24 protein-coding genes and 1 tRNA gene are annotated in these 23,874 nt (G+C 70.9%); 10 read left to right on the top strand and 15 right to left on the bottom strand.

The genetic code is table 11. The features are described from left to right. The first annotated feature begins 44 nt into the window (after positions 1–44). From ACSVDD_RS26430 to ACSVDD_RS26415, 4 genes are all read left to right on the top strand, one after another. A complete protein-coding gene (locus tag ACSVDD_RS26430; RefSeq protein ID WP_448192415.1) occupies positions 45–647 on the top strand; it encodes an RNA polymerase sigma factor in 603 nt (200 codons plus the stop codon). After that, a complete protein-coding gene (locus ACSVDD_RS26425) occupies positions 644–1,072 on the top strand; it encodes a hypothetical protein (protein ID WP_448192414.1) in 429 nt (142 codons plus the stop codon). The genes ACSVDD_RS26430 and ACSVDD_RS26425 overlap by 4 nt, the downstream gene beginning before the upstream one ends. Beyond that, a complete protein-coding gene (locus tag ACSVDD_RS26420) occupies positions 1,069–1,527 on the top strand; it encodes a periplasmic heavy metal sensor (RefSeq protein WP_448192413.1) in 459 nt (152 codons plus the stop codon). The genes ACSVDD_RS26425 and ACSVDD_RS26420 overlap by 4 nt, the downstream gene beginning before the upstream one ends. Positions 1,528–1,682: 155 nt before the next feature. Next, complete coding sequence (locus ACSVDD_RS26415) at positions 1,683–2,381, top strand: hypothetical protein (protein ID WP_448192412.1); 699 nt, start codon at positions 1,683–1,685, stop codon at positions 2,379–2,381. Positions 2,382–2,464: 83 nt separating this feature from the next. On the opposite strand, the gene ACSVDD_RS26410 is transcribed toward ACSVDD_RS26415, so the two are convergent. From ACSVDD_RS26410 to tsaE, 8 genes are all read right to left on the bottom strand, one after another. Then, a complete protein-coding gene (locus ACSVDD_RS26410) occupies positions 2,465–2,668 on the bottom strand; it encodes a DUF1127 domain-containing protein (protein ID WP_448192411.1) in 204 nt (67 codons plus the stop codon). Positions 2,669–2,771: 103 nt separating this feature from the next. Further along, positions 2,772–3,668 (bottom strand): transcriptional regulator GcvA, encoded by an 897-nt coding sequence (gcvA, locus tag ACSVDD_RS26405; protein WP_448192410.1) that lies wholly within the window; start codon positions 3,666–3,668, stop codon positions 2,772–2,774. A gap of 94 nt (positions 3,669–3,762) precedes the next feature. Then, the gene (trxA, locus tag ACSVDD_RS26400) at positions 3,763–4,092 is read right to left on the bottom strand and encodes a thioredoxin TrxA (protein ID WP_448192409.1); all 330 of its coding nucleotides are present in this window, start codon (positions 4,090–4,092) and stop codon (positions 3,763–3,765) included. A 157-nt stretch (positions 4,093–4,249) separates the two neighbouring features. Further along, the gene (gene addA / locus ACSVDD_RS26395) at positions 4,250–7,759 is read right to left on the bottom strand and encodes a double-strand break repair helicase AddA (RefSeq protein WP_448192408.1); all 3,510 of its coding nucleotides are present in this window, start codon (positions 7,757–7,759) and stop codon (positions 4,250–4,252) included. Further along, complete coding sequence (addB, locus tag ACSVDD_RS26390) at positions 7,756–10,752, bottom strand: double-strand break repair protein AddB (protein ID WP_448192407.1); 2,997 nt, start codon at positions 10,750–10,752, stop codon at positions 7,756–7,758. Before addB ends, addA begins: the two co-directional genes overlap by 4 nt. Positions 10,753–10,756: 4 nt before the next feature. After that, positions 10,757–11,500 carry a nucleotidyltransferase family protein gene (locus tag ACSVDD_RS26385; RefSeq protein WP_448192406.1) on the bottom strand — a complete coding sequence of 248 codons (744 nt, stop codon included), beginning with the start codon at positions 11,498–11,500 and terminating at the stop codon, positions 10,757–10,759. Beyond that, the gene (locus tag ACSVDD_RS26380) at positions 11,497–12,507 is read right to left on the bottom strand and encodes an aminoglycoside phosphotransferase family protein (RefSeq protein WP_448192405.1); all 1,011 of its coding nucleotides are present in this window, start codon (positions 12,505–12,507) and stop codon (positions 11,497–11,499) included. The genes ACSVDD_RS26385 and ACSVDD_RS26380 overlap by 4 nt, the downstream gene beginning before the upstream one ends. After that, complete coding sequence (gene tsaE / locus ACSVDD_RS26375) at positions 12,504–12,980, bottom strand: tRNA (adenosine(37)-N6)-threonylcarbamoyltransferase complex ATPase subunit type 1 TsaE (RefSeq protein WP_448192404.1); 477 nt, start codon at positions 12,978–12,980, stop codon at positions 12,504–12,506. Before tsaE ends, ACSVDD_RS26380 begins: the two co-directional genes overlap by 4 nt. A 128-nt stretch (positions 12,981–13,108) precedes the next feature. On the opposite strand from tsaE, the gene ACSVDD_RS26370 reads away from it, so the two are divergent. Continuing rightward, complete coding sequence (locus tag ACSVDD_RS26370; RefSeq protein ID WP_448192403.1) at positions 13,109–13,990, top strand: hypothetical protein; 882 nt, start codon at positions 13,109–13,111, stop codon at positions 13,988–13,990. Between the two features lie 20 nt (positions 13,991–14,010). Here ACSVDD_RS26370 and ACSVDD_RS26365 read toward each other — a convergent pair whose 3' ends face one another. After that, positions 14,011–14,409 carry a hypothetical protein gene (locus ACSVDD_RS26365; protein WP_448192402.1) on the bottom strand — a complete coding sequence of 133 codons (399 nt, stop codon included), beginning with the start codon at positions 14,407–14,409 and terminating at the stop codon, positions 14,011–14,013. Between the two features lie 236 nt (positions 14,410–14,645). On the opposite strand from ACSVDD_RS26365, the gene ACSVDD_RS26360 reads away from it, so the two are divergent. Continuing rightward, a complete protein-coding gene (locus ACSVDD_RS26360) occupies positions 14,646–15,668 on the top strand; it encodes an NAD(P)/FAD-dependent oxidoreductase (RefSeq protein ID WP_448192401.1) in 1,023 nt (340 codons plus the stop codon). An 80-nt stretch (positions 15,669–15,748) separates the two neighbouring features. Here ACSVDD_RS26360 and ACSVDD_RS26355 read toward each other — a convergent pair whose 3' ends face one another. Continuing rightward, positions 15,749–16,321, bottom strand: coding sequence for a Spy/CpxP family protein refolding chaperone (locus ACSVDD_RS26355; RefSeq protein WP_448192400.1), 573 nt, complete (start codon positions 16,319–16,321; stop codon positions 15,749–15,751). Between the two features lie 184 nt (positions 16,322–16,505). Between ACSVDD_RS26355 and ACSVDD_RS26350 the strand changes: the two genes are divergently transcribed. Continuing rightward, complete coding sequence (locus ACSVDD_RS26350) at positions 16,506–17,222, top strand: response regulator (RefSeq protein ID WP_448192399.1); 717 nt, start codon at positions 16,506–16,508, stop codon at positions 17,220–17,222. Between the two features lie 4 nt (positions 17,223–17,226). Then, complete coding sequence (locus ACSVDD_RS26345; RefSeq protein WP_448192398.1) at positions 17,227–18,579, top strand: ATP-binding protein; 1,353 nt, start codon at positions 17,227–17,229, stop codon at positions 18,577–18,579. Between the two features lie 30 nt (positions 18,580–18,609). On the opposite strand, the gene ACSVDD_RS26340 is transcribed toward ACSVDD_RS26345, so the two are convergent. Beyond that, positions 18,610–20,001 (bottom strand): ATP-binding protein, encoded by a 1,392-nt coding sequence (locus tag ACSVDD_RS26340; protein ID WP_448192397.1) that lies wholly within the window; start codon positions 19,999–20,001, stop codon positions 18,610–18,612. 149 nt (positions 20,002–20,150) lie between these two features. Here ACSVDD_RS26340 and ACSVDD_RS26335 point away from each other — a divergent pair, with 149 nt between their 5' ends. Beyond that, positions 20,151–21,080 (top strand): DUF6976 family protein, encoded by a 930-nt coding sequence (locus tag ACSVDD_RS26335; RefSeq protein ID WP_448192427.1) that lies wholly within the window; start codon positions 20,151–20,153, stop codon positions 21,078–21,080. A gap of 1 nt (position 21,081) precedes the next feature. Here the strand turns inward: ACSVDD_RS26335 and ACSVDD_RS26330 are convergent, their stop codons facing one another. From ACSVDD_RS26330 to ACSVDD_RS26315, 4 genes are read right to left on the bottom strand one after another with little or no spacing between them, the layout of a single operon-like run. Beyond that, on the bottom strand, positions 21,082–22,071 hold the full coding sequence (locus ACSVDD_RS26330; RefSeq protein ID WP_448192396.1) for a magnesium transporter CorA family protein: 990 nt from the start codon (positions 22,069–22,071) through the stop codon (positions 21,082–21,084). Beyond that, entirely contained in the window at positions 22,068–22,973 is a 906-nt protein-coding gene (gene folD, locus ACSVDD_RS26325; protein WP_448192395.1) for a bifunctional methylenetetrahydrofolate dehydrogenase/methenyltetrahydrofolate cyclohydrolase FolD, read from the bottom strand. Before folD ends, ACSVDD_RS26330 begins: the two co-directional genes overlap by 4 nt. Beyond that, positions 22,966–23,298, bottom strand: a complete 333-nt coding sequence (locus ACSVDD_RS26320) for a DUF167 domain-containing protein (protein ID WP_448192394.1) — start codon at positions 23,296–23,298, stop codon at positions 22,966–22,968. The genes folD and ACSVDD_RS26320 overlap by 8 nt, the downstream gene beginning before the upstream one ends. Further along, positions 23,295–23,591 (bottom strand): YggT family protein, encoded by a 297-nt coding sequence (locus ACSVDD_RS26315; RefSeq protein ID WP_448192393.1) that lies wholly within the window; start codon positions 23,589–23,591, stop codon positions 23,295–23,297. The genes ACSVDD_RS26320 and ACSVDD_RS26315 overlap by 4 nt, the downstream gene beginning before the upstream one ends. Before the next feature lie 183 nt (positions 23,592–23,774). Between ACSVDD_RS26315 and ACSVDD_RS26310 the strand changes: the two genes are divergently transcribed. Continuing rightward, a tRNA-Ala gene (locus ACSVDD_RS26310) sits at positions 23,775–23,850 on the top strand. Positions 23,851–23,874: the final 24 nt, after the last annotated feature.

Here is a 23,874-nt window from a genome sequence, read left to right as displayed (position 1 = left end):
CCTCCATGATCAGGACGCTGGCTTTGACGAAGGGTTGAGGACGCTTGGCAGCATCGGGGAGCGGCAGCGGCGAGGATCAGGGGCTCGACGAGCTCAGCGACGAAGCCCTGATGGCCGAGGTCGCCGCCGGCAGCCGCCCGGCCTTCGCCGTGCTGAGCCGGCGGCACCTGAAGCGGAGCCTGGGTCTGGCGCAGCGCATCGTCGGCAACGCGCAGGACGCCGAGGAGGTGGTTCAGGACGCCTTCCTCGGGGTGTGGCGGCACGCCGATGGCTGGCGCGGCGACGGGGCGAACTTCACGACGTGGCTGTACCGCATCGTCGTCAACCGCGGCCTCGACTACCGGCGGCGGCGCGGCTTCGCCCCCCTTGAGGAGGCGGAGGATTTGCCGGCCCCGGCGCCCGACGCCTACGCGGTGGTGGCGGAGCGGCAACTGGCGGCGCGGGTGGACACGGCCATCGCCGCCCTGCCCGACCGGCAGCGCGCGGCGCTGAGCCTCTGCTATTATCAGGACTTGACCTGCGCCGAGGCGGCGGCGGTCCTTCAGGTGTCGGTGTCCGCCATGGAAAGCCTGCTGGTGCGGGCGCGGCGCGTGCTGCGCGCCAAACTGCAACCGTTGATCGGTCCGGTCGAGGAGAGCCCGTCATGAACATCGAACGGTTTCGCCATCTGGCCGAGGCTTACGGCGCCGAGATCGAGCGCTGGCCGGCCGCCGACCAGGACGCGGCGCGGGCGCTGAGCGAACGCTCGGGTGAGGCGCGGCGCGTGCTGGCGCAGGGGCGCATCCTGGATGCCTGGCTGGATCTGGCCGCGCCCGAGGTGGGCGACGCGCAGGTCGACCGTGTCTTCGACGCCATCCAGGATCGCCTCGACCCGCCGGCCGCGGCCGCGTGGATCGCCGGAACCGGCGGCGCCCCGCGCTCGCTGTGGCCGACGGCGGGATTCCTCGCCCTCATGGGGCTGTTCGGCTTCGTGCTGGGCGATTTGGGCGTCGTGTCGCTGTGGCCGGCGCCGCCATCCGGCTTCACCAGCCTCGTCGCCTCAACCTCCTCTCCGATTGCATGGGACCAATGACCACACTGCCCCCGCGCCGTCCACGCCGCTGGATGCCGATCGCGCTGATCGTCTCGCTGGCCACCAACATGTTCCTCGGCGGGCTGATCCTCTCGCACGCCGGCCGGCGTGGCCCGCCGCACGGCCCGCCGGGGCCGGAGCGCTTCATCGAACATCTGGCCGCCACCCTGCCGCCGGACGACGGGGCGCTGTTGCGGCGGGCGCTGGAGGCCAACCGCGACACGCTGAACGCGGAGCATGCGTTGCACGAGTCGATGCCGCAGAAGATCCGCGCCGCCCTGCTGGCCGAACCGTTCGACCCCGCCGCCCTGGTGTCGGTGTTCACCGACAACGACACGCGCGAGCGCGACCTGCGCCAGCGCATGCAGCGCGCCCTGGCCGACGCCGCTGCCGCCATGTCGCCGGAGGGCCGCCGCCAGATGGCCGAGTTCCGCCCGCGCGGCCCCGGCCGGTAAGCCAGATCGATAAAGTTTTAGCAAAAATATTTTGCATCGGTGCGCAGGAGGGGGCGGGCTCCCCGCGTATCACCATGGAGCGCCGATCAGGTCCGCTGCGGCAGGTGCCGCGCCGGAGATGGCGCATCGTTCGCGGTTGAACGCAGGAGTCCGCCATGTCCGTATCCGACGTTACCTCATCCAGCGTTTCGCAAGTCCAGCAGCACCATCGCCGCCATGCGAACGGCGGCAAGGAAGTCCGCGAAGGGATCGACCAGCTCAAGACGGCGGTCCAGTCCGGCGACCTCGAAGCGGCGCAGAAAGCCTACGACTCGCTGTCCGCGTTGCAGAGCAAGCGCCAGGGAAACAGTTCCTCCAGCACCTCCGGCACGAGCACGGGCAAGGACGACCCGCTGTCCAAGATGCTCTCCCAGGTGGGCGAGGCGCTGAAGACCGGTGACGTCACCAAGGTGCAGGAAGCCTTCGCCCAGGCTGGCCCGCCGCAGGGCGGCGGCAGGGGCGGCCCCGGCGGTCCGCCTCCGGGGGGTCGGCCTCCGGGCGGCCAGGGTCCGTCCGACGACGTCAAGCAGGCGTTCGGCCAGCTTGCCCAGTCGCTGGGCAAGGGCGATCTGTCGGCAGCGCAGACGGCCTATCAGTCGCTGAGCGAGATGCTCGGCGGCGAGGACGACGGCAGCACGTCCTCCTCCACCTCGTCCTCCAGCAAGAGCACCAGCAGCACTTCGGCGGCCGACCGGTTCAAGGAACTGATGGGCGACCTGGGGTCGGCGCTCCAGACCGGCCATCTGGCAACGGCGCAGAGCCTGTTCTCGTCGATGGTGCCGCGCGGCTCGCAAGGCGTCGACGTCATGGCGTGACGCCGGCATCGGCGGGCCTTCCCGTGTCAGCCCCGGCCCCGGAAGGCCCGCCGCCCGTCACCTGAACAGCGTCGATGGATACCTTACGGCCACCAGAACGGCTTGCCGGCGTGGACCTTGGCGTCCAGGCGCGTCAGGCCGATGTCGCGCAACTCGCGCTCATCCATGGCGAGCAGCTCCCAGCGCTCGATCCGCCATTGCCACCAGCGGCGCACGGCGGCGGTGAGGCGGGAGGCGGCGGCGTGGGCGAACGAGAACCGTGGGGGGCGGGAGAAGGCGATCTCCATGACCGGTCCTTTCGGGTGCGGAATGAAAGCTGTAGGACCATCAGCTTCCTCCACGCACCGCATCCCGGCAAACGCGAAGCCCTGCGCCTCGGATGAGTGAAATTCACCCGGCAGCCATCTCGGCGCGCAGCCAGGTGCGGAAGGCGGCGACCTCCGGCCGCTCCGCCGACTCGCGGGCTCCCACCAGCCACCACGCGGTGCGCGCCGGCACCGGCGGCCCCAGCACGGGGACCAGCGTGCCGGCGGCGATCTGCGGGTCGAAGGTGGGCCGGCGGCCGATCGCTACGCCCAGGCCGCGCGCCGCCGCGTCGGCGGCGAAGTGCAGGGCGTCGAAGCGCAACCCCTGCGACACGTCCAGCCCCCCGGCCACCGCCCCGGCGTTGCCGGACGCCTCCAGCCACGCCGCCCAGTCCTCGGTGACCGAGGCGACGTGCAGCAGCGGCACCGCCGCCAGATCGGCCACCGTATGGATGCGCGCGGCGAGATCCTGCGCGCACACCGGCACCAGCACCTCCTCCAGCAGCTTCACCGACGCCAGCGCCGGCCAGGGGCCGCGCCCCAGGCGGATGCCCAGGTCGACGCCATCGCGCGGGAAATCGAGCTGGCGGTGAACGGTGTCCAGCGACACGGCGATGTCCGGGTGCCGCTCCTGGAAGGCGGGAAGGCGCGGGATCAGCCAGCGCAACGCGAAGGTGGGGGCGGCGCTGAGCCGCAGCCGGCCGCTCGGGTGCCGGCCGGGCACGGCGTCGGTGGCGCCGGCCAGCATCTCCAGGGCGCCCTGGACCTGCGGCAGATAGGCGGCCCCGGCTTCCGACAGGGCGAGCGTGCGGTTGCCGCGCACGAACAGCGCCACGCCGAGCCAATCCTCCAGCGTCTGGATGCCGTGGCTGACGGCGGAGGGGGTGAGGTGCAGTTCCTCCGCGGCGTTCTTGAAGCTCAAGTGCCGGCCGGCGGCCTCGAACAGGCGGAGCGTGGTGAGGGGCGGCAGTCGGTAGGCCATGGCGCGAGTGTGCGGCGCAGCGGGCAACCGCGCAAACGAAAACCCCGCCGGGGACGGCGGGGTTTTCTTGACGGCCGATGGTGCGGAGCGACGCTCAGTCGGACAGGGTCGAGTCGATCCAGGACTTCAGCGCGCTCTTCTGCATGGCGCCGATCTTGGTGGCGGCGACGTTGCCGTCCTTGAAGATCATCAGCGTCGGAATGCCGCGCACGCCGTACTTGTTCGGCGTCTGCGGGTTCTCGTCGATGTTGATCTTGACGATGGCCAGCTTGCCCTCGAACTCCGCCGCAAGGTCGTCCAGCGCCGGGGCGATCATCTTGCAGGGGCCACACCACTCCGCCCAGAAATCGACCAGGACAGGCCCGGACGCCTTGAGAACGTCCTGGTCGAAGCTGGCGTCGGTGACCTTAACGGTGTTGCTCATGGGACCTCTTGCATCGGTTCAGGGCGACCGCTGCCCTTGCGGCGGACCCGGCCCGGCATTGGGGCGGGATTATCCCTGACATGGAAAACGGAGCAAAATGTAGGTCGTTCCCGGCGCTGCGGTCAAGCTGTGGTGTATTACCCCTTTGCCCCGTCCATCAACCCGTTGATCCATCAAGGAGTTCCGCCGGAAGTTCCATGAGGAACGGCCCGTCCGTCCACAACAGCACGCACCGGACGTCGCGGCCGGGGTAGATCGCCGCCAGCGCGGCGCGGTACGCCGCCATCTGGCGCACGTAGATCGGCGGCACATCCGCCACCCGTCGCGGCGGCGGCCGGTTGGTCTTGTAATCGACGATCCACACCGCCTCCGCGGTGACGGTCAGCCGGTCGATCTGGCCGGACAGCGCGCGGCCCGCGACCACGCCGACCACCGGCACCTCGGCCCGCGAGCCGGGGGCGAAGATCTGCGCGAAGGCCGCCCCGTTCAGCACCTTCATTGTTTCGAAAGCGATTTCATCCTGCTGTTCCGCCGTCAGCTTGTGCGCCTGACGGGCCAGGAAGCGCCGGCAGGCCGGTTCCCGCAGGTCGCGCGGCAGATCGGGCAGCGTCTGCAACAGCCGGTGCACGAGGATGCCGCGCTGGAAGCGCGCGCCGCCATCCTCGCCCAATGCCTCGCCCAACGGCGAGCGCACCGCCGGCTCGGCCCCGTCCGGCTTGGAGGGGGTGAGCGGGCGCGACGGCTCCGGCTCCGGCGGGGCCGGGCTGTTCCACCACGGCGGCAGCTCGGGTGCGGCGTCGCTGGGAGTCCAACCGGCGTTGTCGTCGCGCGCCGGCACGGTCTGCACGTCAGCCAGCCGCCAGCCCGGACCGCTCCAGCCGTCGTTCGGGCACAGCTCGGTGAAGTCGAACACGCGGTCCTCGGCGATCTCGCGCATCGCGTCTTCGACGAGTCGGTACCAACTGCCCTCCGCCGGGTCCTTCTTGCCCTGCCAGCCGCAAACGTACAGCCGGTCCTCGGCGCGGGTCAGTGCCACGTAGAGCAGGCGCCGGTATTCCTGGTCGCGCTTGCGGTTGGCCCGCGTGCGGGCCTGGGCGCACAACGCATCCTCCTGCGAGCGGCGCGGGGCGAACAGCGGTACGGCGGCGGGCTCATCCGGCCACAGGATGGGCGGGCTCTGGGTCGGCGTGCCGACGGTGTCGGGCAGGAAGACGATGGGCGCCTGCAAGCCCTTGGAGCCGTGCACGGTCATGATGCGCACGCGCCCGCCGCCCTGCTCCAGTTCGCGCTTGATCTCCGCCTCGCTGGCGGCGAGCCAGGCGAGGAAGCCCTGGAGCGACGGCACCTGCGCGCGCTCGAAAGCCAGCGCCACGGCCAGGAACTCGTCCAGCGGGTCATGCGCGTCCGGCCCCAGCCGGCGCAGGATGGCGCGGCGCCCCGACACGGTGTCGGCCGGGCACGGCGCGCTGAGGATGCCGGCGAACAGTTCGTAAGGCGGAACGAAATCGGTGCGGGCCAGCAGGTCGCCAAGATAGGCGCGCGCCGGGCGGTAGTCGCGGTCCACCTCGGCCCGCGCGACCAGCGCCTTCCACAGCGTCCCCTTCCGGCCGTACGCCAGAGTGAACAGCTCGTCCTCGGTCAGGCCGATCAGCGGCCCTTTGAGCACGGTGGCCAGCGTCAGATCGTCCTCGGGCAGCAGCAGGAAGTCGGCCACCGCCATCAGATCCATGACGGCGAGCTGCTGGGTCAGCACCATGCGGTCGACGCCGGCCACCGGCACGGCGCGGTCCTTCAGCGCGCGGACCAGTTCCGCCACGAAGCCGGTGCGGCGGCGCACCAGCACCATGACGTCGCCGGGCTGGATCGCCCGGCCGCGGGCCGGCAGCGGCTCGCCGCGGTCGATCCAGTCGCGGATGGTGTCGGCGATCACCGCCGCCAGCCGGGCCGAGGGCGAATCGGCCGCCTCGCGCGCCACCGGCGGCTCCCAGGCCGGCGGGTCCTCGGCGTCCAGGGGCTTCACCGGCGGCCACAGCTCGACCAGCCCGGCGTGGCCGCGGCGGAAGGCGCGGTGGCGGATCGTCGGGCTCGTTTCGGAAGCGACGCCATCCTTGGCGGTGTCAGCCGCGAACACCGCGTCCACCGCCTGGAGAACGGCGGCGGTCGAGCGGAAGGAGATGTCCAGATCGACCTGCGCCCAGGTGCGCAGCGCCACGTCGGCGCGTTCGTGGAAGTGGCGGCGCATGCGCGCGAACTCGGCGGGGTCGGCGCGCTGGAAGCTGAAGATCGACTGCTTCTCGTCGCCCACCGCGAAGACGGTGCGCGTCACCCCCTGCTCCTCGCGGCGCCCCAAGCCCGCGAAGAACTCCTCGGCGATGGCGGAGACCACCTGCCACTGCTCGGGGTTGGTGTCCTGCGCCTCGTCGATGAGGATGTGGTCGAGGCCGCCGTCCAGCTTGTACAGCACCCACGGCACCGCCGGCCGGCCGTCCCGGCCGCGCAGCAGCGTGTTGGCGTGCAGGATCAGGTCGTCGTAATCCAGCAGCGAGCGCACCCGCTTGCGCCGCGTGTAGGTCCCCAGCAGCACGTCGGCCAGCGTCAGCAACGCCGCGGTCGCGGCCGCCACGCCCGCCGACTTGACCCGTTCCATCAGCGAAACGAGCCTTTCCGCCTCGCGCACCATCCCATCGAGCGCGGCGGGGTTGGCCGTCGCCGGCTTCTTGGTCATCAGCGTCTTGCGCGGTGCCCCGTCGGCAGTCAGGTATAGGCGCGCATAGGCATGGAACGCCGCAACCCGGCTTTCGGCGGCGTCCAGCCACAGCTGGATGCCGATGCCGCGCTCCTGATCGCTCGCCGAGCCGCTGGACAGGGCGCGGCACGCCTCGCGCAGCGTCGGAACGTCGAGGGCGGCGTCGGCGCAGGCTTCCGCCAGGATCGTGGCTTCGGTAACCCCCGGCTCGACGCCGAGCGTGCGGTAGACCTGGGCGACCGTCGCCGCGACGCCGCCGTGACGCTCGAAGATGCGTTCGATCCGGCCGCGTTCGGAGGTCAGTTCGGCCATCAGGCCGGCGAATTCCTCGGCGTTGAGGTCGGCGGTCAGGCGGCCCAGCGCGTAGCCTAAGTCGCTGTCGCGGTCGGCGCGGCCGGCGTGCAGCACCTCGTCGCGCGACTCGGTCAGCAGGGCGGCGGCGGTGCGGTCGTCCATCACCTCGAAATGCGGGGCCAGCCCGGCCTCGATGGGAAAGCGGCGCAGCAGCGACTGGCAGAAGGCGTGGATCGTCAGGATCTTCATGCCGCCCGGACAGTCCACCACGCGGGCAAACAGCCGGCGCGCGGCGGTGCGCGTCTCGGCCGAGGGCATCTCGCCGCACAGGTCGGACAGGCGGTCGGTCAGCGCGTCGTCGGACAGCGTCGCCCAACTGCCCAGCGTGCGGTTGATGCGGATCGACATCTCCGCCGCGGCGGCCTTGGTGAAGGTCAGGCAGAGGATGCGCGCCGGAGGCGTGCCGGCCAGCATCAGCCGCAGCACCCGGTCGGTCAGCACCTTGGTCTTGCCCGACCCGGCCGAGGCACCCACCCACACCGACGCCAGGGGGTCGGAGGCCCGGCGTTGCAACACGTTGGGATCGGGCGGGCGGTGGTCCGGCGAGGGGGAGTCGATCAGCGTCATTCCCCGCCTCCCCCGCCGCCGGCGGACCATTCCTGGACGCGCGCGAGGTGCGCGTAGTCGGTGTAGCGCGGCGCCATGCTCGGCCGCGGGCATGAGCGGTAGGGCGTCGCCGGGTCGTCGAAGGCGCGGATCAACTCCTCCAGGCCGGCGCGGGCCTCGGCGGAGAGCGTGGCGACGTCACCCTTCACCGGGCGCTCCTCGCCCGCCGGGTCGCCGCCGGACAGGCGCCAGAAGGCGATCTCCGCCACCGGGCCGGCCGGAACGCCTTCGAAACCACCGGCTTCGGCAATGGCCGCTTCCAGCGGAAGCTGCGGCGCGAAGCCCAGCTCGATCTCGCGGTTCGACGGCGGCGTGCCGGTCTTGTAGTCGATCAGCACCAAGCCCTGCGCCTGGTTGTCGCGGTCGATGCGGTCGGCCTTGCAGGTCAGCCGGAACGCGCCGCCGGGGCCGGCCAGTTCCAGTTCGCCCGTCACCTCGGTGGCGAGCGACTTGACGGTGAGGCGGCGCTCGCGCTCGACGCCGATGAACCACTCCGCGATGCGCTGGAAGCGCGGCCACCAGAAGGCCCAGACGTCGGGGTGCGTCTCCAGCAACGGCCCGAACTCCGCGCGGCCCAGCCGCAGCAGTTCGTCCAAGGGATTCGGCGGCAGCACCGTGGGGTACTCGCGCACGAAGGCATCGAGCGCGGCGTGGACGAACTGCCCGCGCTCCGACGCGCCGGGGTCGGCGGCGATGGGGTCGAGCAGGATCAGGCGCAGCACGTGGCGCGCATAGATGGCGTAGGGGTCGCGCATCCAGGTCTCGACCTGGGTGACGGAGAGCTTGCGCGGACGGGCGGCGACCGGCGGGCGCGGCTCGGGCGGGGCGATGGGCTGCACGCGGTCGGGCTCGTCCAGCAGGCGCGCCCAGGCCAGCCAGGGCTCGCCCTCCAGGTCGATGCGGCCGTCCAAGCGCACGGCCTTCAGCACAGTTTCCAGGCGCAGCAGCCAGCGCGACGGCACGGTCGGCGTCCCCTCGACGCGCTCGGCGCGGGTCAGCACGACGCGCTCGGCGCCGCAAGCCTGCACGAAGTCGTGCGCCGACAAACCGATCATGCGCTCCGGGCTGGGCAAGCCGAACGCCTTGCGCATGGGGCGCGACATCCAGGGATCGGCTGCGGGATCGGGCGGCCACGTGCGCTCGTTCAGCCCGCCGAGGATCATCACGTCGAAGTGCTGAAGACGCGCCTCCAGCGGCCCGAAGATCGCCAGACGCGGGTGCAGGCCGAAGCGCGGGCGGACCACCTTGCCGGCCATCAGCGCCTCGAACAATGCCGGATATTCCGCCCCCGGAACGTCCACGAAGCTGTCGGCGGCGCGGCGCAGCTCGTCGATGAAGCCGGCCGCCGCCTCGCCGTCGTCGTGGCGCCACAGCCGGTCGCGCCCCCAGGTGTCGGCGGTGCGCGCCAGTTCCTCGGCGAAGCGGACGTGCGCGTCCACCAGATCCTTGAGGGGCGCCTTGCGCTCGATCAGCGTCTGGAAGGGGGCGGCGAGGTCGCGCAGGCCCGCGACCCAGCGGATCAGGAACTCCTGCTGGCCCTTGTGCTCGAAGCGTTCGGTGGCCTTCAGCGCGGCGAGCAGGCCGTCGAACCCCTCCGCCGGGCGCGGGCCGCGCAGAACGGTGCGCTCCAGCGCGCGGGCGGTGGCGCGGAACTCGTGCGCGTCCTGCCCGGCCGCCGCCAGGGGGTGCTTGGCCAGTGCCAGCAGCGACAGCGGGTGCGCGCGCGTCGCCACGAGGTCGGCGGTCAGGCGCAGGTAGGTGCCGGCCGCGGTGTCGGCCAGCGGCCGGCCCGCCGAGTCGTCCACTACGATGTCCCAGCGCTTCAGCGCCATGGCGACGCGGCGCGCCAGATTGCGGTCGGGGGTGATCAGCGCCGCGGTGCGCTCGGGCAGTTCCAGCGCGTGGCGCATCAGCAGCGCGATGGCCGCGGCCTCCTCCTCCGGGTTGGCGGCGTCCACGCGGGTGAGACCGGCCAGCGCGGCGTCGCCCAGATCCTCCAGATCGCGCCAGCCCTCGGTGGTGGCCGCCGGGCGCATCGCCTCGGCCAGCAGGCGGGCGCGCGCCGGGCGCGGATCGGCGGCATCGTTCCAGGGGCGAATCGAGTCGCGCGTGAGGTTCAGCTTTTCGAGCAGCTTGGCGAGACCGTGCTGCGGGTGCGCCTCGTCCCCGGCGACCGCGCCCCAGGCGACATCGTCGCCGCTTTGGTCGAGGCCGGGCAGCACCAGAACGCCGTTCGGCAGGCTGGCGACCACCGCCAGCAGATCCGCCGTGGCGGGGATCGAGCCGGTCGAGCCGGCGGCGATCACCAGCCCCGGCGGCGGCTCGGCCGCCCACACCTTGGCCTGGGTCTCCAGCACAATGTTGCGGCGCGCCGCCGGATCGACGCCGCCGGCCTCCTGTTCGAGGATGATCGGCCAATGCTCGGTGATGATGGTCAGGAAGCGCAGCGTCTCCTGCCAGTGCGCGGCGTAGTCGTCGGGCACCAGTGCGGTCAGCCCGTCGAAGCGCAAGCGTTCGGTCTGCACCTGATCGACGAAGCGGCCAAGGTCGGCGGCCAGCCGCGCCGCCTGCGGCAGGGTCACCGCCAGATCCGGCGCCGCCAGCACCGCCCTGGCGAGCAGCAACTGCCGCTTCAGACCCGAAACGGCCTCGGGCATGTCGAGGGCACCTTGCAGGCCCGGCAGTTCCTCGGCGGTCAGCGACAGCGCGTCGGCGTCGATGTCGCCCAGGGGGCTCATGCGCGGCAGCAGCATGGGCCGGCCGCCGGATCGGCGCAGGAACGCCTCCCGCAGGCTGCGGCAGGCACGGCGGGTGGGTAGCAGGACGGTGACGGAGGCCAGCGCCAGCGGGTCGTCGCCGACGCGCGCCAGAATGCCCTCGGCCAGCGTGTCGACGAACGGCGCGCCGGCCGGGATGGTGTAGACGGTGGGTGGGCGGCCGCCGCTCCCGTTCATGGCGTCAGGGCCAGAACCAGCGGATGCCGCCCGTCGCCAGAAGTTCCTCGGCCTCCAGCAGCGCCGCCGGGGTGCCGACGTGGAACCACGCGCCGTCGTGCGCCAAGCCGAACAGCCGTCCGGACTCCTGCAGGCGGTCCCACACCAGATTGGTGGAGAAGGCGCCGTCCGGCGTGTCCTTGAACAGCTCCGGCTTGATGATCTGCACCCCGGCGAAGACGAAGGGGGCGATCTCGCCCTCATTGCGGCGGGTCAGGGCGCCCAGCGGGTCCATGTGGAAGTCGCCGCGCCCCTCGTAGCCCACCGCCTTGGTGGTGGACATCAGCAGCAGCAGCGCGTCCATCGTTTCGGGGTCCCAATGGTCCGCAGCGCGCTTCAGCGCCTGCATCGGCCCGTCGAGCCAGACGATGTCGGCGTTGACCACGAAGATCGGGTCGGTGCCGAGGTGCGGCAGCGCCTGCTTCACCCCGCCGCCGGTTTCCAGCAGCGTGTCCTCGTGCGAGACGATGGTCTTCGGCTTCTTGCGGCCCTTGAGGTGCGCGGCGATCTTGTCGCCGTGCCAGTGGGCGTTGACCACCGCCGTCTCGACGCCGGCCGCCGTGAGGCGGTCGAGCGCGTGGTCGAGCATCGGCTTGCCGCCGACGGCGATCAGCGGTTTCGGAAGCTCCAGCGTCAGCGGGCGCATGCGCAGGCCGAGGCCGGCGGCCAGCACCATCGCTTTACGGGGCATCCAGGAAGGCTTGCTCATAATTCCGTCTCCGGAATGACAAAGGCGGCACGAAGGTCCGGCGGCAGGTGGTGGTCGAACCACGCGGCAACCGGAGCGAGGTCGGGTTTGGCGAGCTGGCCTTCCAGAAGGCGCCAGACGCGCGGCAGGTGGACGAGGTAGGCGCGCTTGCGCTCGCGCAGCGCCAGACGGGTGAAGATGCCGACGATGCGCGCGTGGCGCACCGCCCCCAGAACCGCGTACGAGCGGCGGAACGCCGCCCGGTCGAGGTCCGGGAAGGCGCTGACATACCGCTCCACCATGCGCGCCGCAAGCGCAGACGGCACGTCGCGCCGCGCGTCCTCCAGAAGCGACACGAGGTCGTAGGCGACCGGACCCAGCCCGGCGTTCTGGAAGTCCAGCAGCCCGGCCGCCGCCACCCCCGGCCGGTCCAGCCGCATGAGGTTGTCCACGTGATAGTCGCGCAGCAGCAGCGAGACCGGCCCGGCGCAGGCGTCGGCGATCACCCCGGCCCACGCCGATTCGAGCGCGGCACGGTCCGCCGGGCCAAGCGGGCGGCCGGTGGCGACCGGGACGTAGGTGTCGGCAAACAGCATGACCTGCTCGACGAACAGCGCGGCGTCGTAGGCCGGCAGCGTCAGCACCGCGGAGTCCTGCGGGCGGAAGCGGCGGTGCAGCTCGATCAGCACGTCGGTGGCGAGCGCGTAGAGGGCTTGCGCGTCCTCACCGGCCTCCAGCAGGCGGGAGAACGTTCCGTCTCCGAAATCTTCCAGCAAGGCGAGGCCGGCGTCCACCTCGGCGGCAATCACGGCGGGCACCGAGAAGCCAAGCCGGGCCAGCGCGTCGCCGATGGCGATGAAGGGGACGAGGTCGTCCTTGGGGACCGGCGTGTCCGCCAGGATCAGCCGCCGGCCATCGGTGGTCCGCAGCCGCTCGTAACGGCGCGCCGAGGCGTCGCCGGCCAGCGGGCGGCGCTCGGCCGCGGCCAGACCGTGGCGGGCGAGGAAGGCGGTGATGCGGTCGCTCACGGCAGCTCCAGCGAGTCGAGGCGCGGCCCGCAGGCACCGAAGCCGGCCAACTCGGCGCGGCGGGCGTCGGGGCCTTCGAAGGCCATGGTCAGCTCCAGCCGGTCGCGCGGCAGCAGCGGGCCGAGGCGATCCGGCCATTCCACCAGGGCGATGCCCTGCCCGACCTCGTCCCAGCCCAGTTCCTGCACCTCGTCGGGGCCGGACAGGCGGTAGAGGTCGAAGTGCCAGACCGGCGCGGCGTCGGTGTCGTAGGTCTGCACCAGCGTGAAGGTGGGCGACGGCACTTCGGCCTCGTCGTCGCCAACCAGCGCGCGGATCAGCGCGCGGGCGAAGGCGGTCTTGCCGGCCCCAAGGTCGCCGCGCAGCGCCAGCACGTCGCCGGGTCCGAGCGCTGGCGCCAGACGGCGTGCGAACGCCGTGGTGGCGGCTTCGTCGGGCAAGGGGACGGTAAGGCGGAATGTCGGCTCGGGCATGGCCGGCGGATTGTGGTCGAACGGCCCCCCGCTCGGCAAGCCCTGCGGCGCGGGTCCGGTGCGTATATTCATGATTTCTTAAGCGAACTTTATGACAATGTTTCGATCACCGAGCGGAGAGGTGAACCATGGACAACGTCACCCTCAGAAGTGCGACGCTGTCGCTGGTTCGGACCCTGTCCAGATCGCCGCTCCAAAAACCCGACCAGACGCCCGATCAAAAGATCGACCAGAAGGTTCCGCCGGAGTTGGACCCCGAGGTCGCCAGACGCCTCAAGGAGGCGCGCGAGACGGCGGCCCAGGCGTCGAAGACGCTGGAAGCCAGCAGGATAGACGTCAACGCCGACCGCAAGAAGGCCGCCCGCGAGAAGCTGTCCCGGATCAGGGAGCAGCTGCGCACGCTGAAGATGGTCGCCGGCGACCCCAAAACCGCGGCGCACGAGGGCGCCCGTCTGGCCCGTGAGCTGTCCGCGGCGGTGAAGGAATACGCCGCGGCCGGCGGCGGCCAGGAATCGGCCTCCACCGGCGTGCCGGCCACCCCAGCCGCGGCAGCCGAGGCCAAGACGGCCTCCGGTGGCGCGGCGGCGAAGGCGCCCGCCGACGCCGATGCCGCGGCGACAGCGGAGACGGAAGCGGCGCCCCCGCCGGACACCGAGGCCGCGCCCGAAGCGGAAGCCGGCGTGGAGGATGCCGCGAAGGGTGCCGAAAACGCCGAAGGAAAGCCCGAAAACGCGGCGCCGGCCACACCCGGCACCGCCAAGGACGGCACCACCGACGAGAAAACCGCGGACAACTTCGCCGACGACGCGCGCAACCTTTCCCGCAAGTTGAGGGCTTTCCTCAGAACCCAGGTGGAGCGCCTGAAAAGCGAACGTGGCGTCCCCGCGGAGCGGGCTCTTAAGGACGTGACGGACGCGATGAACGAGTTGAAGAAGACCGAAAGCCTGCTGAACACCATGCCCAGCAGCGGCGGTTCCGACCCGACCGCCGACCTCGACATCACCGTCTGAACGGCGCCGACCGCCCGATCTCAGCCGGCAAGGCGGGCGGAATTCCCGGCGTCGGCCGCATCGTCGTGGGATTCGGTGACGAGGCGCGGCGGCTTGTTGAAGTTCATGGTGATCATCAGCGTCAGCCCGCCGTTGATCAGGTGCAGGCACTTGTCCGAATCGACCGGCAACGGCACCTTGCGGCCCATGCAGTACCCCACCAGCGCCGCCGCCGCCTCGGCCGTACCGATCGTCATGGACTGATCGACGCCGTAATCGTCGAGAACCCGGATGGTGGTGTGGATCGCCTCGTGGTCGCTGGAGTAGGTCACGCCCCGCACCGTGCCCGCGGGCAACGGCTCCCGCATCTTGCGGCGGCGGTCAAGGATGGCCTTGACGACTTCCTGGTCGGTGAAGACGAGGCAGCGCAGCTCTTTCATCGGAAAACCTCGTGCCAGGCTCGGCCGTCCGGGTGCGGCGCGACGGAGGGCGCCATCCAACACCCCATCATCTCCGGGAGACATCGGGGATTCAATGAAAACTTTGCTCAAATATAAGACAATCAGTCAGACCCGCCCCTGCCCTCCGGTGCACGGGGGTTGATCGGCGCGGCGAAACGGGACATGAAAGGGGCTGCTTTTCTTTCCGTTGAAGACCGTTTTTGCCTGGAGTTCCCATGTCGGCTTCCATCCAACGCACCGATGTCGCCATCATCGGCGCCGGCCCCGTCGGCCTCTTCGCCATCTTCGAGTGCGGCATGCTGAAGATGAGCTGCCACGTCATCGACGCGCTCGACATGGTGGGCGGCCAGTGCACGGCGCTGTACCCGGAAAAGCCGATCTACGACATCCCCGGCCACCCGGCCATCGACGCCGCCGACCTGATCGACAGGCTGGCCGAGCAGGCGGCGCCCTTCGCGCCGACCTATCATCTGGGCCAGCAGGTCGAAAAACTGACCCGCACGGACGAGGGGCGCTGGCTTGTCGAAACGAACATCGGCACGAAGATCGACGCGGCCGGCGTGATCATCGCCGCCGGTGTCGGCGCCTTCGGCCCCAACCGCCCGCCGCTCGATGGGCTGGAGGCGTTCGAGGGCACGTCGGTGCACTACATGGTCCGCCGCAAACAGGATTTCGCGGGCAAGCGGGTGGTGATCGCCGGCGGCGGCGATTCCGCCATCGACTGGACGCTGTCGCTGGCCGACGTCGCGGAGACCGTCTACGTGGTCCACCGCCGGCCGAAGTTCCGCGGCGCGCCGGAGAGCGTCGCCCGCATGGAGGCGCTGGCGCGCGAGGGCCGGATCGAGCTGGTGGTGCCCTATCAGCTTTCGGGCCTTGTGGGTGAGAACGGCCAGATCACCGCGGTTCGCGTCGCCACGCTGGACGGCGAGGAGAAGGATTTGCCGGCCGACGCGCTGCTGGCGTTCTTCGGGCTGTCGATGAATCTGGGGCCGATCGCCGACTGGGGGCTGACCCTGGACCGCAGCCACATCACGGTGACGCAGCCGTCCTGCGCCACGTCGGCACCGGGCGTCTTCGCCATCGGCGACATCGCGACCTATCCCGGCAAGCTGAAGCTGATCCTCTGCGGCTTCGCCGAAGCGGCGCAGGCCGCGCACGCCATCCACCCGCTGGTCCATCCGGGCGAGGCGCTGCACTTCGAGTACTCCACCAGCAAGGGCGTGCCGGGGGCGGAGTAAGGGTGAAGGGGGCAAGGCATCTGGGGAATCCCTGCCCCCACAAAACCTCCCCGGCCGGGGGCTCGGCCGGGGAGGTTCGATCAACCCCGCTGGCCGGGGCCGTGACCGCCACGGCCACCGCGACCGCCGCGGGTCAGCAGTTCGTCGGCGACCTTCTGCTGGTCCGGCGTCAGCTGGCCGTACATCTCCTTGATGGCCGGCAGCATCTGGTGCATCTGCGTCTGACGCGCCGTCATCATGGTGTCCATGCGCTCCAGCCGCTCGATGGCGTTGGCCGGCTGCGGCTTGCCCGTCAGGCTGGTGCACGCCGACTGCATGGGCGCCTCGCTGGCGCGGGCCTGATCGGCGAACTTGGTCCAGGCCGGCTTCTGCGCGTCGGTGATCTTCAGGCGCTTCTCGGCGAAGGCCAGCATGCCGGCCAGCCGCGCCTCGTGGTTCTCGCACATGCGGTCGAAGTTGGCGCCACCCATACCTCCTCCCATACCGCCGTGCATCCCCTGCATCATGGGGCCGCCGCCCGGACCGCCTTGGCCTTGCATCATGGGGCCACCCTGGCCGGGGCCGCCACCCGGCCCCGCCTGCTGGGCGTACACCGGCACCGCAACGGCGAGGCTGCCGGCGACCGCGAGCGTGGTGAGCAGAGCGCGTTTCATGACCTGTCTCCTGATTTCGAAGCGGGACGTCGGTCCCGATGCCCTCAGACTGCCGGTCGAACTTTGCCGGTTGATGTCCGCCAGGGGCCTGTTTGGTAACGCTGTGTAACAGCCAGCGCTCCGGTTACCGTCCGTAACACTTTTCCGCTTAACCGCCGCGCGCCGGCGACGGACAATACGGGCCATGGACCGAATGCCGCACCTTCTCGTGGTCGACGACGACCGCGACATCCGCACCCTCGTCGCGCAGTTCCTGTCTAAGCACGGCTTCCGCGTGACGGCCGTGCGCGACGGGGCGGAGATGATGAAGGCGCTGGAAGCCTCGCGCGTCGACCTCATCGTGCTCGACCTCATGCTGCCGGGCGAGGATGGCTTGAGCTTGTGCCGGAGGCTGCGCGCCGCCTCGGCCGTGCCCATCGTCATGCTGACCGCCATGGGCGAGGAGACCGACCGCATCGTCGGGCTGGAGATGGGCGCCGACGACTACCTCGCCAAGCCGTTCAGCCCGCGCGAATTGCTGGCCCGCATCAAGGCGGTGCTGCGCCGCGCGTCCGCCCCGCAGACCGTGGGCGACGGCGCCACCGTGCTGCGCTTCGAGGGCTGGAGCCTCGAACTGACCAAGCGCGAGCTGCGCTCGGCCGACGGCGTGCTGGTGCAGCTCTCGGCCGGCGAGTACGATTTGCTGGCGGCCTTCGTCGAGCACCCGCAGCGCGTGCTGACCCGCGACCAGCTGCTCGATCTGGCGCGCGGGCGGGCGGCGGTGCCTTTCGACCGCTCCATCGACGTGCAGGTCAGCCGGCTGCGGCGCAAGATCGAGCCCGACCCCGCCGATCCAACGCTGATCAAGACCGTGCGCGGCGGCGGCTATCTGTTCACGGCCACCGTTACGGCGGGGAGCTGAGGCCATGCGCCGCTTCCTTCCCGACAGCATCGCCGCGCGCACGGCGCTGACCATCGTCGTGGCGCTGCTGCTGACGCAGGCGGTCAGCGCGCTGATCTACCTGCTCGACCGGCCCGAGGGGCCGCCGGTGCACGGCCCGCGCGTGCTGGTCGAGCGCGTCTCCGCCATCGTCCAGCTGGTGGACGCCACCCCGGCCGCCGAGCGGCCGCGCGTGGTGAAGGCCATCGACGACCCCGTGCTGCACGTCGCGTGGCAGACCGAACGGCCGGACCTGAAGGCCGGGCACATGGGAAGGCCGATGCAGATCCTGCAACGCCGCCTGCGCGCCGCCCTGGACGACCCGCGGCGCGAGGTGCTGATGGAGATGCGCCACCGCCCCGGACCGCCGCCCGGCCCCTTGCCCATGGGTGACGAGCCGCGCTGGACGCACGACATGCGGCTGTTCGTGGCGCTGGGCGACGGGTCGTGGTTGAGCTTCGCCGCCGGCGACCCGCTGGAGGGGGCGTTCCGGCTGCTGCGCTTCGCGCTGTGGATGGCCGCCATCGTCGCCGTCATCGCCGTGCTGTCGATGTGGGCGGCGCGCCGGCTCACATCGCCGCTGGCACGCTTCGCCGATGCGGCCGAGCGGCTGGGCGTCGATGGCGAGGCCGATCCGCTGCCCGAGGCCGGGCCTAGGGAGTTGCGCGCCGCCACCCGCGCCTTCAACCGCATGCAGGGGCGGCTGCGCCGCTTCGTCGCCGACCGCACGCAGATGCTGGCGGCCATCAGCCACGATCTGCGCACGCCGCTGACCCGCCTGCGTCTGCGCGCCGAACTGGTGGACGACCCGGAGATGCAGCGCAAGATGTTCTCCGACCTCGACGAGATGGAGGCGATGATCACCGCCACCCTCGCCTTCGCCCGCGACGACGCCCAGCGCGAGCCGCGCGGGCCCCTCGACCTCGCCGACCTGTTGCAGAGCCTGTGCGAGGACCGCAGCGATGCCGGCCAGTCCGCCGCCTATGAAGGGCCGGTGCACAGCGTGGTGGACGCCCGCTCGGTGGCGCTGCGCCGGGCCTTCGCCAACCTAATGGACAATGCGATCGCCTACGGCGGCGGCTGCCGCGTGCGTCTGGTGCCGGAGGAGGGCCAAGTGCGTGTCGAGATCGACGACGACGGCCCCGGCATCCCGCCGGAGCAGATGGAGAAGGTGTTCGCGCCGTTCTACCGGCTGGACCCATCGCGCAACAAGGCGACCGGCGGGGTGGGCCTCGGCCTGTCCACTGCCCGCACCATCGTCCGCGGCCACGGCGGCGACATCACGCTGAGCAACCGACCGGAGGGCGGGCTGCGGGCCACAGTGACGCTGCCGCGGTAGGCTTTTCAGATTAGGATCACTCGATTGATCCTAAATCAAACCCGCCTCGTCCACCGCCCGGCGGCCCACTTCGTAGCAGTACTGACTTGCCGGTCGGTGCCAGACTTCCACGCCATCGTGCGCCTTCAACGCGGCCAGCGTCCGGGTGGTCGAACCGATCCAGCGCAGCGGCGCGTTGCGCTTCGAAAATTGGATCAAACCATTGACCCTAGCTCCATCACCCACGGACTCGTCGTTTCCCGGCAACGCGCAGGCCCAGGCGGGGCGGTCGGTGTCGGAGGAGAGCGCCACCAGATCCACCGGTCCCTCCGGCAGCCGGGCGTAGACCAGCCGCGCCCGTTCCGCCGAGGACAGCCATTGGCCGACGATGGCGCTCTCGGTCAACGTGGCGAACGCCGGGTCGCCCGCGCCGACCGGGCCGAACAGCGCGGCGTACAGGCAGGGCGAGGACAGATGGATTTTGAAGGTCCGCATGCGCTGGAACCGCCCGCCCTCCGGGTGCACGCGGCCCATGCGGATGATCAGGTGGCTGGCCTCCAGGTAGTCGAGGTGGCGGCGCACCGTGTTCTTGGCGAGGCCAGCGCGTTCGGATATGGCCTCGATGGAAACCTCGCGGCCGGTGTTGCGGGCGAGCAGAGTGAACAGCGCGTTCAGGTCCGCCGTGCCGGCGATCCCGGCGAGGCCGGGCAGATCCTGGTGCAGCAGCGCGCCCAGCACCTCGCCGCGCAGCAGCCGGGCTGAGTCGCGGCCGGGCGTGCGCAGCAGCACCGCCTCCGGAAAGCCGCCGCCATTGATATAGTGCAGGAAGCGCTCGTTCAGCGCCGCCATGTCGCGCACGACGTACATCGTCGGTCCCTTGCCGAACACCATCGGCTCGATCAGGTCGCGCTCGGCACCGGTCAGGCGCAGATACTCGGCGAAGGTCAGCGGCGGCAGCACGAAGGCGCCACCGAGCGGCGCCGCGGCACCCGACGCCACCGCCACGATCCGCAGATCCGGCAGGGCTGCGGCGAGAGCCGCCACCTCCGCCTCCCAACCGCGCACGTGGTGGACGCCGTCGAGGACCAGAACGCCCGGCCCGTCATGTCCGGCCGCCGCGCGCAGGGCGCGGGCCAAGCGCTCCAGCGGCACGCCGTGCGCGGTGGGCGACGTGAGGTCGGCGTAGAGCAGGCCGCGCGGCGGCGCGCCGTCCTCGATCAGCCGGCCGATGGCTTGGCGGACCAGCACCGTCTTGCCGACCCGGCGCGGGCCGGCGAGCAGCAGCGGGCGGTCCGGCCCGCCCCGCCCGAGCCGGCGCAGAAAGCCGTCGAAGAAGGCCCGGCGCGGCAGCGCCGCCATCTCCGGTTCGGGCGCACCGGTGCGCCACCACGGATTGTCGAGGGTGAGGCGGCCGGTGACGTCGGTGTCGCTGAGGGTCAGCATGCGCCCAGCACAAGATCATTCGAATGATCTTAAATGCCAGCGTCCGGCATATCCGTCAATAGTCGCATATCCGGTGGGCTGCCTTGCGCCGGGTGGATGACCATGCCTCAATCGGGGGCAATGATTGTTGGGAGGCGCCGGTGGCGCACATGCTGATGCAGCCCGACACGGTGGCGGCGATGATCGCCGCAGGACGGCCGTTGCTGATCGCCGGTGACGAGGCGCTGCTGGCCGGACTGCCGCGCGGCCGCTGGATCGGCGGCACCGCCCCCCCGCCCGAGGAAGCCGGCGGAGCGGCGGACCGCCTTGTGGTCATCGAACTGCCCGAGGCGGCCACCACCGTCGCCATCCGCTCCTACGACGCGGCGACGCTGCCGCGCATCGCCGCGTCGGCACCGGAGAACGGCTTCACCGTTCTGGTGATCCCCGCCTTCTCGCCGCTGCACGCCGACTATGCCCAGGGCGTGTTCCGCTTCGAGGGCGTGTTCAACCGGCCGCTGGTCGGCTGGATCGCCGGTGTCGCCTTGAAGGATCTGGGTCACCGCGCGCCCAAGGTGTTCGACGGGCTGACCGGCGCAGTGTCCGACCAGCTGGCGGTGGCGGCGCACGTCTCGCTGCCGCCGCGCATGGCGTCGCGCGTCCACGTCGCCAACCCGCACCGGGCCGGCGACGGCGACGAGCTGATCTTCAAGCAGCCGGGCTTCTCGGCCCGGCATTGCGTGGTCGGCGGCGAGCCGGTGGGCTTCGTCGGCTACATGCGCGAGCACGGCATCGATCTTCAGCGGCCACTGGTCGCCGACTGCTTCGGCACGCCGGTCAACGTGACGATCCGCGCCGTGGACGAGGACGCGGGCGAGGTGCACTTCTGCGCGCCGGTGTTCCGCCACCTGCGCTACCGCTTCGCCGCCCCGCTCGCCCCCGGCACCCGGCCGAGCCTGCCCGCCGGGGTGCGGCCGGCGTTCGCCTGCGGCTGCGTGCTCAACGCCCCGCCCGCCGCCGGCCCGCTGGCCTTCGGCGAGATCGCCTATGTGCTGCACAACCAGGCCCTGGTGTACCTGACCATCGAGGCGACGGGGTGAGCTACAGCCAGCCGCGGCGCTTGAAGTACCAGAGCGGCAGGATGCCGGAGAGCGCCATCATCACCACAGCCATGGGGTAGCCCCATTCCCAGTGCAGCTCGGGCATGTGCTGGAAGTTCATGCCATAGGCCGAGGCGATCAGCGTCGGCGGCAGGAAGGCCACCGCCACCACCGAGAAGATCTTGATGATGGCGTTCTGCTCGATGTTGATCAGGCCCAGCGTGGCGTCGAGCAGGAAGTTCGCCTCGTGCGCCAGGAAGCCGGCGTGCTCGTTCAGCGAGCGCAAGTCGCGCGTCAGCGTCTTCAGCGCCGCCTTCTGCTCCTTGCTCAGCCGGCCAGACGCGACCGAGGTGAGGAACGCCACCAGCCGGTCGAGGCCGGCAAGGCTGTCGCGCACCTTGTGGGTCAGGTCGCCGGCCCGGCCGATGCCTCGCAGCACGTCCTGCAACTCGTCCGGCTTCTTCTGGCGGCCGAAGGCGCTGGGCTCCAGCGAATCGGTGAAGACGCGGGTTGACAGGCTGTCGATGCGCCCGCCGATCAGCTCCAGCACGTCGGCGACGCGGTCCACCACGGCGTCGAGCATGCCCAGCAGCGCATCCTCGGCGCTGGCCAGCAGCTCCGGCTGGCGGCCGGTGCGCGCGGCGAAGGTGGCGACCGAGCGCGGCTCCATGAAGCGCACCGTGATCATGTGCCGCGGCGTCAGCACGAAGGTCAGCTCGCCCTGTTCCGGGTGCGGCGTGTCGGCCCGCGCGATGACCGGGGTGGTCAGGTAGATGGCCTCGCCCTCGGTGTAGAGCTGGCTGGAGGCCTCGATCTCCTTCATTTCCTCACGCGTCGGCAGGTCGCAGCCGGTCAGCGCGCCGACGTGGGCGCGCTCCGTCTCGTCCGGGCGCAGCAGATCGATCCACACCGTGCCCGGCGGCAATTCGTCGCCAACGGCGAGCGGCTGCTCGACGACACGCCCGCCGGACCGGGCGTGGACGGTGATCATGCCAGCGCCTCGGCCGGCACCGCAGCCCCGGCGGCACGGCAGGCGGCGGACAGCGTGTTCAGCATCAGGCAGGCGATGGTCATCGGCCCGACGCCGCCCGGCACCGGGGTGATGAAGCCGGCGACCGCCTTCGCCTCGTCGAACGCCACGTCACCGACCAGACGGGTCTTGCCCGGCTCGGCGGCGGGGATGCGGTTGATGCCGACGTCGATGACGCAGGCGCCGGGCTTGATCCAGTCGCCGCGCACCATCTCCGGCCGGCCCACGGCGGCCACCAGGATGTCGGCGCGCCGGCACTCGCCGGGCAGATCCACCGTGCGGGAGTGCGCGACGGTGACCGTGCAGTCCTGCTGCAACAGCAGTTGCGCCATCGGCTTGCCGACGATGTTGGAGCGGCCGAGCACCAGCGCCCGCTTGCCGCGCAGGTCCTTGCCCAGCACGTCGCGAATCAGCAGCAGGCTGCCCAGCGGCGTGCACGGCACGATGGCGTCGCGCTGGCCGGTGGCGAGCAGGCCGGCGTTGACCACGTGGAAGCCGTCCGCGTCCTTTTCCGGCGCGATGGCGGCCAGCACCTTCTGGGCGTCCATGTGCTTGGGCAGCGGCAGCTGCACCAGGATGCCGTGCACCGCCGGGTCGGCGTTGAGCTTGGCGATGAGGATCAGCAGATCCTCTTCGTCCATGTCCGCGGAGTGGTGGTGGTCGAAGGAGTTCATCCCCAGCTCGACCAGCGCCTTTTCCTTGGAGCGCACGTAGACCTGGCTGGCCGGGTCCTCGCCCACCAGCACCACGGCGAGGCCGGGGGTGATGCCGTGGCTTTTTCGCAGGTCGATCACGCCCTGCGCCACGCGGGCGCGCAAGCCGGCCGCGAAGGCCTTTCCGTCGATGATCGTCGCTTCAGCCATCGGAACCCTCCAGGTCGACACCGGCCGCCAGCCGGCGCATCAGATCGGCCGGATCCCCGGCCACGTGCAGGATCTTGTTGCGGTCGGTGTGCCCGGCCACCACGGTGATGCTGCTCTTCGGTACGTGCCATAGTTTGGCGAGCAGTTTGATGACAGCCTCGTTCGCCTTGCCGTCCTCGGGCACGGTGGTGACCGTCACCTTCAGCGCCTTGCGGCCGTCCACGGTGTCGGCCAGCCCGGCCACCGCGTTGCGCGACGCCTTGGGCGTCACCCGCAGCACGGCGCGGATGCCGTCGGCGGCCGGTTCGAAGGGGCCCCGGTTCAAAAATACATCCCGTAGCGAATGATCAGGCTTTGCAGGAACCACACCAGCAACAGCGCGATGATCGGCGAGACGTCGATGCCGCCCAGATTCGGCAGGATGCCGCGGATCGGCCGCAGCACCGGCTCGGTCACCCGGTAGGTGAAGTCGCTGACCATGTAGACGACGCGGTTGCGCGTGTTGATGACACTGAAGGCGATCAGCCAGCTCAGGATCACGGAAATCAGCAGGACCCATTTGAACAGGTCCAGGATCATGTAGACGAGCTCGAACAGCGTCACGACGAGTGGCTGCATAACGATAAGGCCTCCGGGATCGCGGTCCGCGCGCACCCTAATCCGGGACCCTGGACGTGGCAAGTGCCGCGCGGAGGGGGTGGCGCTACCCTGTTTTCGCGCTCGTATATGGGGTGTGTTTGTGCGCTTGACACGGGGGGCCTCCATGGACATTATCCCGCCCACACCGGCGACGGTGCGTGTGGGGCCGTAGCTCAGCTGGGAGAGCGCCGCGTTCGCAATGCGGAGGTCAGGAGTTCGATCCTCCTCGGCTCCACCAAATCTCCCCCCCCCAGGGGGAGAA

The organism is Azospirillum terrae, from assembly GCF_053470425.1.
This window is presented reverse-complemented; position numbering and strand designations above follow the sequence as displayed.

What these genes read in the sequence shown, in the direction of transcription:
- ACSVDD_RS26355 (WP_448192400.1), bottom strand. Translation starts at nt 16,321, where the DNA reads ATGAAACGCGCTCTGCTCACCACGCTCGCGGTCGCCGGCAGCCTCGCC.
- tsaE (WP_448192404.1), bottom strand. Translation starts at nt 12,980, where the DNA reads ATGCCCGAGCCGACATTCCGCCTTACCGTCCCCTTGCCCGACGAAGCC.
- trxA (WP_448192409.1), bottom strand. Translation starts at nt 4,092, where the DNA reads ATGAGCAACACCGTTAAGGTCACCGACGCCAGCTTCGACCAGGACGTT.
- folD (WP_448192395.1), bottom strand. Translation starts at nt 22,973, where the DNA reads ATGGCTGAAGCGACGATCATCGACGGAAAGGCCTTCGCGGCCGGCTTG.
- ACSVDD_RS26385 (WP_448192406.1), bottom strand. Translation starts at nt 11,500, where the DNA reads ATGAGCAAGCCTTCCTGGATGCCCCGTAAAGCGATGGTGCTGGCCGCC.
- ACSVDD_RS26415 (WP_448192412.1), top strand. Translation starts at nt 1,683, where the DNA reads ATGTCCGTATCCGACGTTACCTCATCCAGCGTTTCGCAAGTCCAGCAG.
- ACSVDD_RS26420 (WP_448192413.1), top strand. Translation starts at nt 1,069, where the DNA reads ATGACCACACTGCCCCCGCGCCGTCCACGCCGCTGGATGCCGATCGCG.
- addA (WP_448192408.1), bottom strand. Translation starts at nt 7,759, where the DNA reads ATGACGCTGATCGACTCCCCCTCGCCGGACCACCGCCCGCCCGATCCC.
- ACSVDD_RS26340 (WP_448192397.1), bottom strand. Translation starts at nt 20,001, where the DNA reads ATGCTGACCCTCAGCGACACCGACGTCACCGGCCGCCTCACCCTCGAC.
- ACSVDD_RS26365 (WP_448192402.1), bottom strand. Translation starts at nt 14,409, where the DNA reads ATGAAAGAGCTGCGCTGCCTCGTCTTCACCGACCAGGAAGTCGTCAAG.
- addB (WP_448192407.1), bottom strand. Translation starts at nt 10,752, where the DNA reads ATGAACGGGAGCGGCGGCCGCCCACCCACCGTCTACACCATCCCGGCC.
- ACSVDD_RS26350 (WP_448192399.1), top strand. Translation starts at nt 16,506, where the DNA reads ATGGACCGAATGCCGCACCTTCTCGTGGTCGACGACGACCGCGACATC.
- ACSVDD_RS26335 (WP_448192427.1), top strand. Translation starts at nt 20,151, where the DNA reads ATGCTGATGCAGCCCGACACGGTGGCGGCGATGATCGCCGCAGGACGG.
- ACSVDD_RS26315 (WP_448192393.1), bottom strand. Translation starts at nt 23,591, where the DNA reads ATGCAGCCACTCGTCGTGACGCTGTTCGAGCTCGTCTACATGATCCTG.
- gcvA (WP_448192410.1), bottom strand. Translation starts at nt 3,668, where the DNA reads ATGGCCTACCGACTGCCGCCCCTCACCACGCTCCGCCTGTTCGAGGCC.
- ACSVDD_RS26370 (WP_448192403.1), top strand. Translation starts at nt 13,109, where the DNA reads ATGGACAACGTCACCCTCAGAAGTGCGACGCTGTCGCTGGTTCGGACC.
- ACSVDD_RS26360 (WP_448192401.1), top strand. Translation starts at nt 14,646, where the DNA reads ATGTCGGCTTCCATCCAACGCACCGATGTCGCCATCATCGGCGCCGGC.
- ACSVDD_RS26425 (WP_448192414.1), top strand. Translation starts at nt 644, where the DNA reads ATGAACATCGAACGGTTTCGCCATCTGGCCGAGGCTTACGGCGCCGAG.
- ACSVDD_RS26330 (WP_448192396.1), bottom strand. Translation starts at nt 22,071, where the DNA reads ATGATCACCGTCCACGCCCGGTCCGGCGGGCGTGTCGTCGAGCAGCCG.
- ACSVDD_RS26345 (WP_448192398.1), top strand. Translation starts at nt 17,227, where the DNA reads ATGCGCCGCTTCCTTCCCGACAGCATCGCCGCGCGCACGGCGCTGACC.
- ACSVDD_RS26410 (WP_448192411.1), bottom strand. Translation starts at nt 2,668, where the DNA reads ATGGAGATCGCCTTCTCCCGCCCCCCACGGTTCTCGTTCGCCCACGCC.